Below are 15334 nucleotides of genomic sequence, written 5' to 3' on the forward strand. Positions count from 1 at the left end.
CTCAAGATGCCATAAGTGACTCAACCAGAATTATCAGCGAAACCGATGTTCGCTTTACATCAAATTAACAGGTCTATTGTTAAGCTGTGATCACGATGCCAGTTTTAGATGCGAGTGTTACAGGGATGCATTCATAAAAACAATAATGCTGCCAGATAGAGCAGCCCCAGCCCACTGAGGCCGACCAGCACCCCGATTTTCATCATATCCCGGCTGTGGAATAAACCTGTTGAATAAGCCAGAGAGTTCGGTGGCGTTGAGACGGGCAGAACCATGCCTAAAGATGCAGAAAATGCCAGAATCACCAGCATGGACGTCAGGCCGCCGGTGCCAGCCAGTGTCGGAACTGAGGTGGCAATCGCTGCGCCGATGGGCATTAGCAGGTTGGCGGTTGCAGTGTTGGACATAAAATTTGCCATCAGCCAGCACAGCAAGGAAAGCAGGACCAGCACGAGCAGGGCAGGCATCAGCGTATAATCGATCGCATGAGCCAGTTGCCGGGCCAGTCCGGTTTTTTCCAGCGCCATGCCGATGGCGATCCCTCCGGCAACCAGCCAGAGCACATCCCAGTTGAATAACTTGAGCTCTTCTTTTCCAATGATACCCGTCAGGGTAAACACAGTCAGCGGGATCAGCGCAACCACGTAGGCATTCATGCCATGAATCGCGGTGGTCAGCCACAGCAGAATGGTGATCCCGAAAGTCAGATAGACCACCCAGGCTTGCCAGCATTGCTGGAACTGTCCGTCCAGTTTGAGCTCAAGTACAGAAAGCCGGGCTGGAAACAGGCGCTGCAGTAACCACCAGGCCAGCCCAAGCTGAAGGAGCACGAAGGGTAAGCCGATGGCCATCCAGCCCAGAAAACTGATGCTGTGCTCACCGGTGAGATATTGCAGGGCGATGGCATTTGGCGGTGTGCCGATAGGGGTGGCAATACCGCCAGTGTTGGCGGCGACAGGCACAGCCAGAACCAAGGCCTTGACGCCAGTGTCTTCTTTCGGCACCGAAGCCAGGATGGGGGTCAGCAAAGCCAGCATCATCACGGTCGTAGCAGTGTTTGACATGAACATCGAAAACACGGCCGTGATCAGCATGAGTCCCAGCATGATGTAGCGCGGTTCATGGCCGAAGGGCTTGAGCAGGACCCGGGCCAGATTGGTATCCAGTCTGTACTTTGCTGCGGCGATGGCCAGCGCAAATCCACCCAGAAACAGCATGATGATGGGGGAGGCGAAGGCGTGAAAGATATCAGTATAAGGGAGCAGGGCGCCGAAATCGGGAGTGTCAGCGGGATGGCGAAAGATGCGGAGGCTTTGATCTGACAGCAGAACCAGTTCCAGTACGATGATCAGTAAAGACGTGGCATAAACCGGAACAGGTTCGAGTACCCAGAGCAGGGCAGCCATGACGAAAATTGCCAGTAACCGGTGCTGAATCAGGGTCAGTCCGTCCAGCGGGATGGCTTCGGTGGGGATTTGCAGCAGGGCAAAAGGCAGGCCAAAGGCGATCAGCAATTTCAGCAGTTGTACGAAAGATAGTTCCCGCATGTTGGATGCTCTGACTCAAAACTGGCTCAGGCAGCTTAACATGTCGTGTCTATGCATATGCTGGAGCAGATCAAAAAGCAGGCATTAAAAAAGGGACGTGATGAACGTCCCTTTTGTGATGATTGTCCGACTTATGCGTCGTTTGCTTCCGTCGCCACAGGCGATTGCAAGCGGGCATAGGCTTCACCCATCCGGGTTGGAACATTCGGCGCCAGAACTGGCTCGAAATTCACCATGCCTTTCGGGAACAGGTTGATGACGGTGGAACCCAGCTTGAAGCGGCCCATCTCTTCCCCTTTTTTCAGGGTAATGGCTTGCTCGCCTTCCGCCGGATAATCCCAGCGACGGACAACCGGACCACGCGGTGGGGTAATGGTGCCAGCCCAGACAGTTTCGATACTGCCAACAATGGTCGCGCCGACCAACACCTGAGCCACCGGACCGAACTCAGTATCAAAGATACAGACCACGCGCTCATTGCGGGCAAACAGGTTCGGCACGTTCTCTGCGGTCAGCGGGTTGACCGAGAACAGATCGCCCGGAACATAAATCATCTGACGCAGTGTTCCGTCACAAGGCATATGGACTCGGTGGTAGTCGCGTGGCGACAGATACAAGGTTGCGAAGTCTCCTTCGGCGAACTCATCAGCCAGCGTCTGATCGCCACCCAGCAATTCAACCGCTTCGTAAGTGTGTCCTTTCGCCTGAATTAACTGGCCTTTTTCAATCGGCCCCAATTGGCTGACACAGGCATCAGCCGGATGACAAAAGACATCAGCTTCCGTATTCAGGGGACGTGCGTCTTGCTTCAGCTCGCGCACGAAAAAGTCGTTGAAAGTCGCGTAGGCACCCGGATCTTCATTTCGGGCCTCAGACATATCGACTTTATAGCGGTTGATAAACCAGCGGATGACCGCGGTGGTTACAAAGCCGCCTTTCAAATCAGCTAACTTGCCTGCCAGACGGGTCAGGGCATGTTTCGGCGCGCAATATTGCAGGCCAATTTTCAGGTTATCGCTCACAATAAGATTCCAAATGTGTGATAAATCAATTGCTTGGTCTGTCACTTGATGCGACGCTGACCCGGGCAGCGAATTTTACCCGACTTCGTTGGTGAAGTCAGGCAGTGCTGCCGGAAGAGGAAGCCAGCTCGCAAAGTCACGGCTTAATTTTGCTTGTTCCGGGAAAACTGACGGTTTGCGACGTTTTCCGACATGCTGTCGATGATTTTATGGTAGCTGTCAAAGCGTGTCTGACTGATCTTGCCTTCAGCCAGCGCTTCACGCAGCAGGCAGCCGGGATCGTCTTTGTGTTTACAGTCACGGAATTTACAGCCACCGAGATAATCACGGAATTCGACAAATGCTTTGGTCACTTGTTCCGGCTCCAGATGCCAGAGACCAAATTCGCGCACACCCGGGGAATCGATCAAATCGCCGCCTTCGGCAAAATGATAGAGCCTTGCCGCTGTGGTGGTGTGCTGACCCAGTCCGGAGTTCTCCGACACAGCACCGATCTCTGCCTCAACTTCTGGCATCAATGCATTCACCAGACTGGATTTACCGACACCGGATTGTCCGGCGAAGATACTGATATGACCTTTTAAATCGGCTTTCAGGGCATCCAGGCCTTCTCCGGTCACAGTACTGACGTAACGTACTTCGTATCCAATGGCACGGTAAAGTGCGAGTGTTTCCTCAACCTGGGTGCGGCTTGCGTCATCCAGCAGATCGACTTTATTGAGGACGATCAGGGGCTCGATATCTACTGTCTCTGAAGCCACCAGGTAGCGGTCAATAATGTTGAGTGACAGTTCCGGCAACACAGAAGAAACGATGATAATTCGATCCACGTTTGCCGCCACCGGCTTCACACCGTCGTAATAGTCTGGCCGTGTCAAAACGGACGTGCGTTCATGCACCGCCTCGACGACACCTGCAATGCCCTGGAGTGTTTCGACGCCCGGCCGCCAGACAACCCGATCCCCAGAGACCAGGCTCTGAATGCTGCGACGCAGGTTACAGCGGTGAATGTCCCCGGTTTGTGGATCTTCAATATCGGCGTGCTGGCCGAAACGCGTAATCACAAGACCTTCACGGGCATTCTCCAGCAGGGCTTCATCCCACTGGACTTCTTCTGCGCCACGGTTGAGGCGCTTATTTTGATTAGAGCGGACACGCCGGCTCTGACCTTTAGTCAGCTTTTTCTTTTTTGCCACAAGAATATCGTTCAGTTTGGTTGGCTTTCATTTCAGGCTAAGTATGATACATGCTTTAGTCATCAAATAGGCAACTTCCAATGACAATCAGCGATCAGAACCTGATTTGGATCGATCTGGAAATGACAGGTCTGGATCCCGAGACTCACAAAATCATTGAAATTGCGACCATTGTTACCGACGCTCAGCTGAATATTCTGGCTGAAGGACCGGTGCTGGCCATTCATCAGCCACCGGAAGAACTGGCAAAAATGGATGACTGGTGCACCAATACCCATACGAACAGTGGCCTGATTGCACGGGTAGAACAAAGTCAGATCAATGAACAGGAAGCCGTTCGTCAGACGATCGCGTTTCTGGAACAGTGGGTCCCGAAGGGCAAATCCCCAATCTGTGGTAACAGCATTGGTCAGGATCGTCGTTTCTTATATCGTTATATGCCTGAACTGGAATCTTATTTCCATTACCGCTATCTGGATGTCAGCACCCTGAAAGAGCTGACGCGTCGCTGGAAACCTGAAATTTTGGATGGCCTTCACAAAAAGGGAAGCCATCTGGCACTGGATGATATCCGGGATTCGATTGCTGAACTGCGTTTTTATCGTGAACAAATCTTTAAGATTTGATGTTTTAATGAACGCTTAAGCTGAAAGGCGGAGATTTTTTTTCAGAACTATTGCATCCGCCTTTTTTCCTCGTATAATGCGCAGCCTCGAAAGGCAATAATGTTTTAGTTTGCTTTTCAGTGTTTTCGGACGCGGGGTGGAGCAGCTTGGTAGCTCGTCGGGCTCATAACCCGAAGGTCGTCGGTTCAAATCCGGCCCCCGCAACCAACGAATTTTACGATAGTTTGGGTGTTTGCAATGTCATAACCCTCAGGCCGTCGACGGATGCGCCGCCCGGATCAAATCCGGCCTCCGCAACCAACGAATTCAGATGATTCGATTCAAATCGAATGATCGACATGCGACACTAGCTCAGTTGGTAGAGCGCAACCTTGCCAAGGTTGAGGTCACGAGTTCGAACCTCGTGTGTCGCTCCAGTTTTAAAGCTGTCATCGTGCTAAACGGTGAAACAATTCGGACGCGGGGTGGAGCAGCTTGGTAGCTCGTCGGGCTCATAACCCGAAGGTCGTCGGTTCAAATCCGGCCCCCGCAACCAACGAATTTTACGATAGTTTGGGTGTTTGCAATGTCATAACCCTCAGGCCGTCGACGGATGCGCCGCCCGGATCAAATCCGGCCTCCGCAACCAACGAATTTTACGACAGTTTGAGTTGGCCAAGACTCAGGCATGTCCATGCGACACTAGCTCAGTTGGTAGAGCGCAACCTTGCCAAGGTTGAGGTCACGAGTTCGAACCTCGTGTGTCGCTCCAGTTTCAAAGCTGTCATCGTGCTAAACGGTGAAACAATTCGGACGCGGGGTGGAGCAGCTTGGTAGCTCGTCGGGCTCATAACCCGAAGGTCGTCGGTTCAAATCCGGCCCCCGCAACCAACGAATTTTACGATAGTTTGGGTGTTTGCAGTGTCATAACCCTCAGGCCGTCGACGGATGCGCCGCCCGGATCAAATCCGGCCTCCGCAACCAACGAATTTTACGACAGTTTGAGTTGGCCAAGACTCAGGCATGTCCATGCGACACTAGCTCAGTTGGTAGAGCGCAACCTTGCCAAGGTTGAGGTCACGAGTTCGAACCTCGTGTGTCGCTCCAGTTTCAAAGCTGTCATCGTGCTGAACGGTGAAACAATTCGGACGCGGGGTGGAGCAGCTTGGTAGCTCGTCGGGCTCATAACCCGAAGGTCGTCGGTTCAAATCCGGCCCCCGCAACCAACGAATTTTACGATAGTTTGGGTGTTTGCAATGTCATAACCCTCAGGCCGTCGACGGATGCGCCGCCCGGATCAAATCCGGCCCCCGCACCAATTTTCTTTTTAAGAAATTTATGCGACACTAGCTCAGTTGGTAGAGCGCAACCTTGCCAAGGTTGAGGTCACGAGTTCGAACCTCGTGTGTCGCTCCAGATTCAAAGCTGTCATCGTGCTGAACGATGAAATAAGATGCGACACTAGCTCAGTTGGTAGAGCGCAACCTTGCCAAGGTTGAGGTCACGAGTTCGAACCTCGTGTGTCGCTCCAGATTCAAAGCTGTCATCGTGCTGAACGATGAAATAAGATGCGACACTAGCTCAGTTGGTAGAGCGCAACCTTGCCAAGGTTGAGGTCACGAGTTCGAACCTCGTGTGTCGCTCCAGATTCAAAGCTGTCACCGTGTTGAACGATGAAACAAGATGCGACACTCACTCAGTTGGTCAAGCGCAGCTTGCCAAGGTTGAGGTCACGCTGTCTCCTCGAAGATCAGGAACCTCGTGTGTCGCTCCAGATTCAAAGCTGTCACCGTGCTGAACGATGAAATAAGATGCGACACTAGCTCAGTTGGTAGAGCGCAACCTTGCCAAGGTTGAGGTCACGAGTTCGAACCTCGTGTGTCGCTCCAAATTCCAGATTCGAAGCAGAATTCTGAAGATCAAAGCATTACTGTGAAGTAATCATCTGAGAGGCCAGTTGAACTTTGCCTCGTGAGGTTCAACAGGACGAAGTCCCAGCCGCCTCAGCTCTATGAGCAATATCACATCATCCCAAATCAGAGAAACAGCCGTCAGGTTGTTTTTTTGTCTGAGAATAAGATGCTCTGTATTCCCATACTGAGAAGTATTGGCGACCATCAATGATGACAATCAAAGTTGTAGTGTAGAAATTTGAGCTACACTTGTGCTTTGTTGCACATCATCTTCCAAACATGGTGACTCTTGTTGAACTGCAAGTTTCTCTGAGAGAACCGGTCTAATCTGTTTCGTTGCATAACATGATGCACAGACTTATCCACATATCATGCCATGTGGATAAGTTGGTTGATGACATGTGTTGTCTGCTTGTGTATAACTCTGTGTGTTTCTAAAGATATCCCCACAATTCACTGATTGTAACATTTTCTCTATTTCTGCAAGTGGTTGTTTTTTATTGGTTTAATTGTCTATCCTCTAAAGTTGTAAACAGCCTGATCATATAGTGATCATCGTGAATAACATTATTTTAGAGATCCCTTGCGGCTTGTGTTTAATAACCACTGTTCAGAACCAAATTGGTGCAATTGAAATTTTTTTCCACATACAAGAAAAGCTGATCAGGATCGCGTTTTGTAGCCCGTGACTCTCCCTGAGGCTGAACCCGGGCCGCTGGGAGTGAATGTCAGGCGTCGCGGGGCAGACCTTTTTCGACAATCCGAATCAGGCGCTTGGTTTTGGTTGGCAGCACTTCAACTGCTGCGGCTTCGCGTTTTGTCATTTGCTGTGCGATAGCCCAGTCCAGGTGCTCATCCAGCATGGCATCTTGCCCCTGGCGTGAGATCAGGGCGTCCAGTAAAGCGGGGTCATAGGGGGCATTGCCAATGGCAACGCTGAGGTTGCGTAACCATTTCAGGTGGCCAATCCGCCGGATGGGGGATCCTTCCGTATTTTTCAGGAAGGTCGCTTCGTCCCATTGAAAGAGCGTCAGCAGATCTTGTTGATAAAGCTGCGGCCGGCAATGGTAATCCTGCTCTTCTGTGATATCTGATTCGCGATTGAATGGGCACACCAGCTGGCAATCGTCGCAGCCATAGATCCGGTTGCCGATGGCTTCGCGAAACGCTTCAGGAATCGGGCCATCAAGTTCAATGGTGAGATAGGAGATGCAGCGACGGGCATCAATGACGCCTTCCGCTACAATCGCTTGTGTCGGACAACTGGTCATGCAGGCGACACACTTGCCGCATTGGTTTGAAACCGGGCTGTCGACCGGTAAAGGTAAATCAATCAGCAGTTCACCCAGAAAAAACCAGGACCCTGCCGTTTCATTGAGAATCAGCGAATGTTTGCCTGTCCATCCCAGACCTGCTTTCTCTGCCAGTGGGCGCTCCAGGATCGGGGCAGAATCGACAAATGGGCGATACCCAAAGGGGCCGACGGCCTGTTCAATTTTCTGACCCAGTTGCTTGAGGCGATTACGAACCAGTTTGTGGTAATCCCGGCCAAGTGCATAGCGGCTGATGTACGCCTTTTGCGGTTGCTTCAGTGTTTGGGCAAAACCGGCCTCAGGCGGCAGGTAATTCATCCGCACACTAATCACCCGGATAGTTCCCGGCAGTAATTCAGCCGGGCGGGCTCGCATCATGCCGTGGCGGGCCATCCAGTCCATTTCACCGTGGTAACCGGCGTCCAGCCAGCGCTGCAGTTGTGCCTCATGCTTCGACAAATCCACATCGCAGATCCCGACATGCTGAAAACCAAGGTCTTTTCCCCAGTGTTTGATGTCTTGTGCGAGTTGATGATAGTCGATGGTCATGGCACAGCCGCTTGATGGATAAATCGGGGGCCGGAGTGTAGCACAGTTCAGACTGGGAAAAATAACCTGTTGTAGTGAAAAATAATGTAAGGGTCGTTGTGACTTTCTGCGCTTTTCGGCACTATTTTAGAGTATATGCCACAACTGTTGACGAGCGGAAAACCACAGGTCATGACGCAGAACGCTTTACCCACTGTTGCTTATCGTGCAGTACAGGTCCGTCAGGGAGAGCAGATCGCTGCCCGACGGCTGGGCTGGCCGATGTACCGGTTAATGGAAAGTGCCGGTGCGGCTGTGTTTGAAGTGATCCGGGAAAAGTATCCTGCTTTAAAGTCTCTGTGCGTGTGCTGTGGCGGAGGCAATAACGGGGGAGACGGCTATATTGTCGCCCGGCTGGCGAAATTGCACGGGATGGATGTGGTGCTCTGGCAATTGGGCGATGCAGAGAATCTGAAAGGCGATGCTGCCGCCGCCCGCGATGCCTGGTTGGCCTGCGGTGGTCGGATTGAGTCTCCAGAAGTGCAGATACCCGAGTCATCAGAAGTCATTCTTGATGCCGTTCTCGGTACGGGTCTGACAGGAGCGGTCCGGCCTGATGCTGCCGCGCTGATCACCACAATCAATGCCGCCGGTAAGCCTGTGGTGGCGGTAGATATTCCATCGGGCCTTTGTGCCGATACCGGGCGCTGCCTGGGGGAGACGGTGCACGCTCGTCAAACGGTCACTTTTATCGGGATGAAACAAGGGCTGCTGACCGGACAGGCTGCGCAATATCGGGGAGAGCTGAGGTATGCTGGACTCGGCGTGGCTGAAACGCTGATGCAGATTGAGCCGCCGACAGCGTTGCGGATTGATCCGCAGGATATGTTGAACTGGCTGCCGCCCCGATCGAAGGTCGCACATAAAGGCAATTTCGGTCGCGTCCTATGTCTGGGAGGCGAGCAGGGCATGGGCGGCGCAATTCGTCTGGCCGCAGAAGCCAGTGCCAGAAGTGGCGCAGGCCTGACAGCGGCGGTAACACATGCTGACAATGTATTGGCAATCCTGGCCGCCAGACCTGAGATAATGACCCAAAGCTGGCAATCCGGATGTCCCGACGCAGAACAGAGGCTGACCTCAAGATTGAACTGGGCAGATGTGATTGTGATGGGGCCCGGACTGGGGCAAAATTCGTGGGGCAGCGCACTCTTTGACCATCTCAAGCGGTTAAGAGACGATCAATCGCTGGTTCTGGATGCGGATGGATTGAACTTATTGGCCCGGTCGCCTGACTATAAAGACAACAGAATTCTGACGCCTCATCCAGGAGAAGCTGCGCACTTACTTGGGCTGAGTGTGGCTGATATTGAAGCTGATCGATTTGAGGCGGTGGCAAGCCTGCAGCGCCGTTATGGCGGTGTGGTTGTGCTCAAAGGGGCTGGAACCCTGATTAATGATGGTCAGCAGCATTTCGTGTGTCTGGCTGGAAATCCGGGGATGGCCACCGGCGGGATGGGAGATGTGCTGGCCGGACTTATTGGTGGCTTGCGCTCACAGGGGCTGACGCTGTCTGAGGCTGCGCGGGCTGGCGTATGGATTCACAGCCGCGCGGCTGATCTGGCTGCCGAAGCCGGAGAGCGGGGCTTGCTGGCAAGCGACCTCTTTGCGTATATTCGACAATTGATAAATCTAAGATAAAGACAACGACAACAATGCAGACATTGAAACTTGTGTTGGCCGATGAAGCGGCAACCGTGAATTTTGGTCAACAATTGGCGCAGGCTTGTGAGCGTCAGACCACCATCTACCTGCACGGCGATCTGGGTGCAGGCAAAACCACATTTTGCCGCGGTTTTATCCGGGCGCTTGGCCATCAGGGTAATGTGAAAAGCCCGACGTATACGCTGGTAGAACCCTATGAACTGCCGCCCTGGCAAGTATACCACTTTGACCTGTATCGGCTGGCTGATCCGGAAGAGCTGGAATTTATGGGGATTCGTGATTATTTCACCCCGGATGCCATCTGTCTGGTGGAATGGCCGGAAAAAGGGACCGGGCTGCTGCCATCACCGGATCTGGATCTTGAGTTCCGTTACGTGGATGAACACCGTGAGGTGGAAGTGACAGCCAATAATGGTTACGGCATGGCGTTAATTCAGACACTGGAGCAGAGTTGATTCAATGGGGTGGCGCAGAAGTTTTTCTTTATTGGTTTGGTTGGCCGGGGTAAGCAGTGGATCCGTTCTGGCGAATCAATTAGAAGGGATTCGTGTCTGGCCAGCCCCGGATGAAACCCGGGTCGTGTTGGACATGGAGGAAGAACCGACTTTCACCTATTTCACGCTGACCAAACCCAATCGTTTGGTCGTCGACTTAAAACAGACATCACTGAAAGCCTCGCTGCCTGTTGTGGTGAAGGATAGCGACGTACTGACAAAAATCCGCAGCAGCAGCGCACCGGAGAGCGGTACTTACCGGCTGGTGCTGGAGACTAAAACCGGCACGTCTCCGAACATATTTAAACTGGCGCCCACTCCGGATGGCCATTACAGTCACCGATTGGTGGTCGATCTGCCGCATGCCGGAAAGCCGGAAAAGCCAGCGGTTTCTGAAACGAAATCACCGTCGAAACCTGTCAACAGCATCCATATGCCTTATGGCAATGACGATATCATCGTGGCGATCGACGCCGGACATGGCGGTGAGGATCCGGGATCGATCGGTCCGACCCGTAAATACGAAAAAAATGTCACGCTGACCATTGCCAAGAAAGTGGCCGCTCGGATCAACGCGACGCCGGGTATGAAAGCGGTGATGACCCGTCGGGGAGACTATTTCGTCAATCTCAACAAACGGTCTGAGATTGCCCGTAAGAATAAAGCTCATTTGCTGGTATCCATTCACGCAGACGGTTTCCATAAGCCGCAGCCGCAGGGCGCGTCGGTCTGGGTGCTCAACACCCGTCGTGCCAATACTGAAATTGGTCGCTGGCTGGAGCAGCACGAGAAGCAGTCTGAGTTGCTGGGCGGCGGTGATGTCTTGTCCGGCGGGCAGGATGATCAGTACCTGAGTATGGCCGTGCTGGATCTGCAGTTCAGTCATTCCCAGAAAGAAGGCTATGATGTTGCGAGCCGTGTGCTGGGCGAGTTAGCCAAAGTGACGAAATTGCACAAATCGAAACCTGAGCACGCCAGTCTGGCGGTCCTTAAGTCGCCAGATATCCCGTCACTGCTGGTCGAAACCGGCTTTATCACGAATCCGAGAGAAGAACGTTTGCTGAACAATCTGAGCCATCAGAACAAGATTTCGGACGCGGTTTACAAAGGAATCCTGGCTTATTTCAATGAGAAGCCGCCGGAAGGAACCTTATTTGCCGCACGCAAACACGGGATTCGGCATAAAGTTGCCAGTGGGGAATCCCTGAGTGTGATTGCGGATAAATACCGGACCACGGTCGAGGCGATTCGCGGGATGAACCAACTGAGTTCCAATGTTGTGAAAGTGGGTCAGGTGCTGCGAATCCCAGCGGGTAACAGTGCGCCAGCCGGGAGTGGGGGCGCTGTGACGTCTATCCTGAAACGCAATGTTGTGCATACCGTGCAGCGCGGTGAATTTTTGGGTAAGATTGCCGGCCAGTATCAGGTATCTGTCGGGACCATTCGTCAGGCTAATCAGCTCAGGTCAGATGAACTGGCGATTGGTCAGAAACTGAAAATCCCGGTAGAGCGCAAAATGGTTGAGCATACCGTTCGCCGGGGGGAGTTCCTCGGTAAGATTGCCTCCCATTACGGGGTCAGCGTCAGTAGTATCCGAGATGCAAATCAGCTACGCTCAGATACACTGGCCGTCGGCCAGAAACTCAAAATTCCTAGCAGTTAGTTGCAGAGCGATTATGCCGATTCAGATATTACCCGCCAGGCTTGCGAACCAGATTGCCGCCGGTGAAGTCGTGGAGCGTCCTGCCTCCGTGGTGAAAGAGCTGGTGGAAAACAGTCTGGATGCCGGGGCAACTAAAATTGAAATCGACATCGACAAAGGTGGCAGCCAGACGATCCGGATCCGGGATAATGGTCAGGGCATCGCGAAAGATGAACTGGAACTGGCGCTTAGCCGTCATGCCACCTCAAAAATTGCGACGCTGGATGATTTGGAAGCCATTGCCAGTCTGGGGTTTCGGGGTGAAGCGCTCGCCAGTATCAGCTCTGTTTCCCGCCTGACGCTGACATCCAAAACGGCATCGCAGCAGGAAGCCTGGTCTGCGTATGCTGAAGGCCGGGATATGCAGGTACAGCTCAAACCCGCGGCACATCCGGTGGGGACGACGCTTGAAGTCTTGGATCTGTTTTTCAACACCCCAGCCCGTCGGAAATTCTTACGCACAGAAAAAACCGAGTTCGCTCATATTGATGAGTTACTCAAACGCATCGCCTTAAGTCGGTTTGATGTCAGTATTTTGCTGCGCCATAACGGCAAGCTGATCCGACAGTACCGGGCCGCAGAAACTCAGGCTCAGCAGGAACGCCGTGTGGCTGCGGTATGCGGGCAGGGCTTTTTGCAGCATGCCATGTCACTGGAATTGAGTCATGGTGAGCTGCGGCTGTCTGGCTGGGTCTGTACACCTCAGGGAGCACGGGCTCAGAACGATATTCAGTACTGCTATGTCAACGGCCGGATGATGAAGGATAAGCTGATTAATCATGCGATCCGTCAGGCCTTTGAAGGTGCATTGCCATCAGAGCAGTATGCTGCTTATGTACTTTATATCGATATTGATCCCCATCAGGTCGATGTGAATGTGCACCCGGCCAAACACGAAGTTCGGTTTCATCAGGCCCGTCTGGTCCATGATTTTATTTATCAGGGTGTCCAGAGTGCGTTACAGCAAAGTGAAGCCAGTGACGCGCAACGCTATGCAGCGCCGGAACGGGCCTCGGCCAGTGCCGCTTATCAGGTGCGTGAACCGGCCCCTGAGACGCGCACGGCCTCGGAAGCCATTGCCAACACACCAGCTTACCCCCGACAGGCACCCGCTCAGGATTGGCTGGCTCAGGATGCACCTGAGCCATCGCCTGCACCTCAGCCAACAAGTCGCCGGGAAACGGGGGACATCCCCGTCAGTACTGCGTGTCGGACACAATCAAACAGCCGGATGCCATCTTCCCGCGCCTTTGGCCATGATTCACCTTCCAAAGCGGAGGTGGCTGCGTATCAGTCACTGATGCAGACACCGGAAGAAAGCGCGCCAAGTCATTCACCGCAGCCCGAAGCAAGTATGAACACCTGGCGAGACACACCGTCGCCCAAACCAAGGACACCAGTGTTCAAGCAGCCTGTCCAGGCGTTGGGAAAAGCACTGACCGTGGTTGCAGACCAGTATTTACTCCTCAGTTTTGGTGACGGGGTGGCTTTGCTGTCTCTGCCGGAAGCGGAGCGTCTCCGGGCGAAAGGCCAGCTGCGATTTGCCCGTCAGGACGGGCTGAAACCCCAGCCTTTGCTGATCCCGTTGGCGATTCCGGCTGCGCAGGCGCAACTTCAGGTCGCTGAACAGCACCGGGAGGTACTGCAAAAACTGGGGATCCAGTTGCGCAGTAAAGGGCAGGATAAGCTGGTGATTCTGGCCGTCAGTCAGCCACTGCGACAGCAAAATCTGCAGATCCTGATCCCGGCGATACTTGGAAGACTCGAAAAGCTGGCAGAAGCCAGTGACCAGCTCAGTGAAGATGAATCCTGGGAACCGCTGCTTGACTGGTTGTCGGGTCAGCTGGCTGCGGAACTCACGCGCTTCACACTGTCTCAGGCCATCAGCCTGTTGGGTGAGCTGGAACAGCTTTGGGGCCCTGCCCTGGAAACTTATTACTCCCGGTTGCTGCGTCCGGTTGACCTGCAGCCGGCTTTAGAAGCATTTCATCATGACTAAACCTCTTCCTCAGGCCATTTTTCTGATGGGGCCGACGGCCTCAGGTAAAACCGATCTGGCGATTCGCCTGCGGCAGCAACTGCCCGTTGAGATCATCAGTGTCGACTCGGCGCTGATCTACCGTGATATGGATATCGGTACGGCGAAACCGGATGCTGCCGAGCTGTCACAAGCTCCACATCGGTTGATCAATATTCTGGATCCGGCAGAAAGTTATTCAGCCGCCGATTTTCGTGCTGATGCACTCAAAGAAATGGCAGATATTGTTCAGGCTGGTCGCATTCCTCTATTGGTGGGCGGCACAATGCTCTATTACAAAGCGTTGCTGGAAGGACTTTCACCATTACCTCAGGCAGATCCGACCATTCGTGCTGAGATTGAGCAGGAGGCGAAATCACGGGGATGGCAGGCTCTGCATGAAGAATTGCAACAGATAGATCCTGTCTCTGCGACACGGATCCATCCAAATGATCCCCAACGGCTGTCACGGGCATTGGAAGTTTTCCGAATTTCAGGTAAAACTTTAACTGAGTTGACCCAAACGCAGGGGGAAACATTACCTTATCAGGTTCACCAATTTGCGATAACACCCAAGGATAGGGCTATCTTGCATCAACGGATCGAGCAGCGGTTTGACAAAATGATCATCGCAGGCTTTGAACAGGAAGTTCGAGCACTGTATGAGCGTGGGGATCTGCATCCGGATCTTCCGTCAGTTCGCTGTGTTGGATACCGCCAGATGTGGGATTACTTTGATGGGAACTGCACGATTGATGATGCGATTTATCGTGGTATCTGTGCAACTCGTCAGTTAGCCAAGCGTCAAATTACCTGGCTTCGCAGCTGGAAAGATTTGACCTGGTTGGATAGCAGTGATGTAGAGAAAGCGTTACAAACAGTCACAAACTCCGTTAGCCGTGAGGTTTGATTAACGTGTATACTCATCTCTGCTTTGCGTATTGTTAATTTTGTTCATTGAAACATACAACTACAATCAAATAAGGAAAAGAAAGAATGGCTAAGGGGCAATCTCTACAAGACCCGTTTTTGAATGCGCTGCGTCGTGAAAGAATCCCGGTTTCTATTTACTTGGTCAATGGTATTAAGCTCCAGGGCCAGATTGAGTCATTTGACCAGTTCGTGATCCTGCTGAAAAACACGGTCAACCAGATGGTCTATAAGCACGCGATCTCGACTGTTGTGCCGGCTCGTCCGGTCAACCATCACCATTCCGGTGATCGTCAGTCCCCAGAACGTGGCCAGGAAAAAACAGAAGAATAAGATTCTTCGATA

General features: G+C 52.8%; 11 protein-coding genes and 11 tRNA genes. 18 read left to right on the forward strand and 4 right to left on the reverse strand.

Features of this window, described 5'->3' with window-relative positions; all coding sequences use genetic code 11:
• Positions 1 to 131 precede the first annotated feature (131 nt).
• The 3 genes from KDD30_RS00400 to rsgA all read right to left on the reverse strand — a co-directional run bounded on the left by KDD30_RS00400 (position 132) and on the right by rsgA (position 3765).
• A complete protein-coding gene (locus tag KDD30_RS00400; protein ID WP_211646890.1) occupies positions 132 to 1547 on the reverse strand; it encodes a DASS family sodium-coupled anion symporter in 1416 nt (471 codons plus the stop codon).
• 131 nt (positions 1548 to 1678) lie between these two features.
• Positions 1679 to 2569: an archaetidylserine decarboxylase gene (gene asd / locus KDD30_RS00405; RefSeq protein WP_211646891.1), complete on the reverse strand. Its 891-nt coding sequence runs from the start codon at positions 2567 to 2569 to the stop codon at positions 1679 to 1681.
• Between the two features lie 143 nt (positions 2570 to 2712).
• Positions 2713 to 3765, reverse strand: coding sequence for a small ribosomal subunit biogenesis GTPase RsgA (rsgA, locus tag KDD30_RS00410; RefSeq protein WP_211646892.1), 1053 nt, complete (start codon positions 3763 to 3765; stop codon positions 2713 to 2715).
• An 80-nt stretch (positions 3766 to 3845) separates the two neighbouring features.
• Here rsgA and orn point away from each other — a divergent pair, with 80 nt between their 5' ends.
• From orn to KDD30_RS00470, 12 genes are all read left to right on the forward strand, one after another.
• A complete protein-coding gene (gene orn / locus KDD30_RS00415) occupies positions 3846 to 4391 on the forward strand; it encodes an oligoribonuclease (RefSeq protein ID WP_211646893.1) in 546 nt (181 codons plus the stop codon).
• A gap of 130 nt (positions 4392 to 4521) precedes the next feature.
• Positions 4522 to 4598, forward strand: a tRNA-Met gene (locus KDD30_RS00420).
• A gap of 133 nt (positions 4599 to 4731) precedes the next feature.
• A tRNA-Gly gene (locus KDD30_RS00425) sits at positions 4732 to 4807 on the forward strand.
• A 42-nt stretch (positions 4808 to 4849) separates the two neighbouring features.
• Positions 4850 to 4926: transfer RNA gene (locus tag KDD30_RS00430), tRNA-Met, on the forward strand.
• Positions 4927 to 5066: 140 nt separating this feature from the next.
• Positions 5067 to 5142 (forward strand) — tRNA-Gly (locus tag KDD30_RS00435).
• 42 nt (positions 5143 to 5184) lie between these two features.
• Positions 5185 to 5261: transfer RNA gene (locus KDD30_RS00440), tRNA-Met, on the forward strand.
• 140 nt (positions 5262 to 5401) lie between these two features.
• Positions 5402 to 5477, forward strand: a tRNA-Gly gene (locus KDD30_RS00445).
• Positions 5478 to 5519: 42 nt separating this feature from the next.
• Positions 5520 to 5596: transfer RNA gene (locus KDD30_RS00450), tRNA-Met, on the forward strand.
• A 114-nt stretch (positions 5597 to 5710) separates the two neighbouring features.
• A tRNA-Gly gene (locus KDD30_RS00455) sits at positions 5711 to 5786 on the forward strand.
• 39 nt (positions 5787 to 5825) lie between these two features.
• A tRNA-Gly gene (locus KDD30_RS00460) sits at positions 5826 to 5901 on the forward strand.
• 39 nt (positions 5902 to 5940) lie between these two features.
• Positions 5941 to 6016, forward strand: a tRNA-Gly gene (locus KDD30_RS00465).
• A 167-nt stretch (positions 6017 to 6183) separates the two neighbouring features.
• Positions 6184 to 6259 (forward strand) — tRNA-Gly (locus tag KDD30_RS00470).
• A gap of 752 nt (positions 6260 to 7011) precedes the next feature.
• Here KDD30_RS00470 and queG read toward each other — a convergent pair.
• On the reverse strand, positions 7012 to 8145 hold the full coding sequence (gene queG, locus KDD30_RS00475) for a tRNA epoxyqueuosine(34) reductase QueG (protein WP_211646894.1): 1134 nt from the start codon (positions 8143 to 8145) through the stop codon (positions 7012 to 7014).
• A gap of 171 nt (positions 8146 to 8316) precedes the next feature.
• Between queG and KDD30_RS00480 the strand changes: the two genes are divergently transcribed.
• The 6 genes from KDD30_RS00480 (at position 8317) to hfq (ending at position 15322) form a co-directional block, all read left to right on the forward strand.
• A complete protein-coding gene (locus KDD30_RS00480) occupies positions 8317 to 9822 on the forward strand; it encodes an NAD(P)H-hydrate dehydratase (RefSeq protein WP_211646895.1) in 1506 nt (501 codons plus the stop codon).
• Between the two features lie 14 nt (positions 9823 to 9836).
• Positions 9837 to 10301 (forward strand): tRNA (adenosine(37)-N6)-threonylcarbamoyltransferase complex ATPase subunit type 1 TsaE, encoded by a 465-nt coding sequence (gene tsaE, locus KDD30_RS00485; protein WP_211646896.1) that lies wholly within the window; start codon positions 9837 to 9839, stop codon positions 10299 to 10301.
• A gap of 4 nt (positions 10302 to 10305) precedes the next feature.
• Complete coding sequence (locus KDD30_RS00490; protein WP_211646897.1) at positions 10306 to 12003, forward strand: N-acetylmuramoyl-L-alanine amidase; 1698 nt, start codon at positions 10306 to 10308, stop codon at positions 12001 to 12003.
• 13 nt (positions 12004 to 12016) lie between these two features.
• Entirely contained in the window at positions 12017 to 14041 is a 2025-nt protein-coding gene (gene mutL, locus KDD30_RS00495; protein WP_211646898.1) for a DNA mismatch repair endonuclease MutL, read from the forward strand.
• The gene (miaA, locus tag KDD30_RS00500; protein WP_211646899.1) at positions 14034 to 14969 is read left to right on the forward strand and encodes a tRNA (adenosine(37)-N6)-dimethylallyltransferase MiaA; all 936 of its coding nucleotides are present in this window, start codon (positions 14034 to 14036) and stop codon (positions 14967 to 14969) included. Before mutL ends, miaA begins: the two co-directional genes overlap by 8 nt.
• Before the next feature lie 86 nt (positions 14970 to 15055).
• A complete protein-coding gene (gene hfq / locus KDD30_RS00505) occupies positions 15056 to 15322 on the forward strand; it encodes an RNA chaperone Hfq (protein WP_211646900.1) in 267 nt (88 codons plus the stop codon).
• Positions 15323 to 15334: the final 12 nt, after the last annotated feature.

This window comes from Photobacterium sp. GJ3 (assembly GCF_018199995.1).
Taxonomy (GTDB): Bacteria; Pseudomonadota; Gammaproteobacteria; order Enterobacterales; family Vibrionaceae; genus Photobacterium.

Coding starts and splice junctions, on each gene's coding strand:
- KDD30_RS00400 (WP_211646890.1), bottom strand. CDS start 1,547: ATGCGGGAACTATCTTTCGTACAACTGCTGAAATTGCTGATCGCCTTT.
- orn (WP_211646893.1), top strand. CDS start 3,846: ATGACAATCAGCGATCAGAACCTGATTTGGATCGATCTGGAAATGACA.
- queG (WP_211646894.1), bottom strand. CDS start 8,145: ATGACCATCGACTATCATCAACTCGCACAAGACATCAAACACTGGGGA.
- KDD30_RS00480 (WP_211646895.1), top strand. CDS start 8,317: ATGACGCAGAACGCTTTACCCACTGTTGCTTATCGTGCAGTACAGGTC.
- tsaE (WP_211646896.1), top strand. CDS start 9,837: ATGCAGACATTGAAACTTGTGTTGGCCGATGAAGCGGCAACCGTGAAT.
- KDD30_RS00490 (WP_211646897.1), top strand. CDS start 10,306: ATGGGGTGGCGCAGAAGTTTTTCTTTATTGGTTTGGTTGGCCGGGGTA.
- mutL (WP_211646898.1), top strand. CDS start 12,017: ATGCCGATTCAGATATTACCCGCCAGGCTTGCGAACCAGATTGCCGCC.
- miaA (WP_211646899.1), top strand. CDS start 14,034: ATGACTAAACCTCTTCCTCAGGCCATTTTTCTGATGGGGCCGACGGCC.
- hfq (WP_211646900.1), top strand. CDS start 15,056: ATGGCTAAGGGGCAATCTCTACAAGACCCGTTTTTGAATGCGCTGCGT.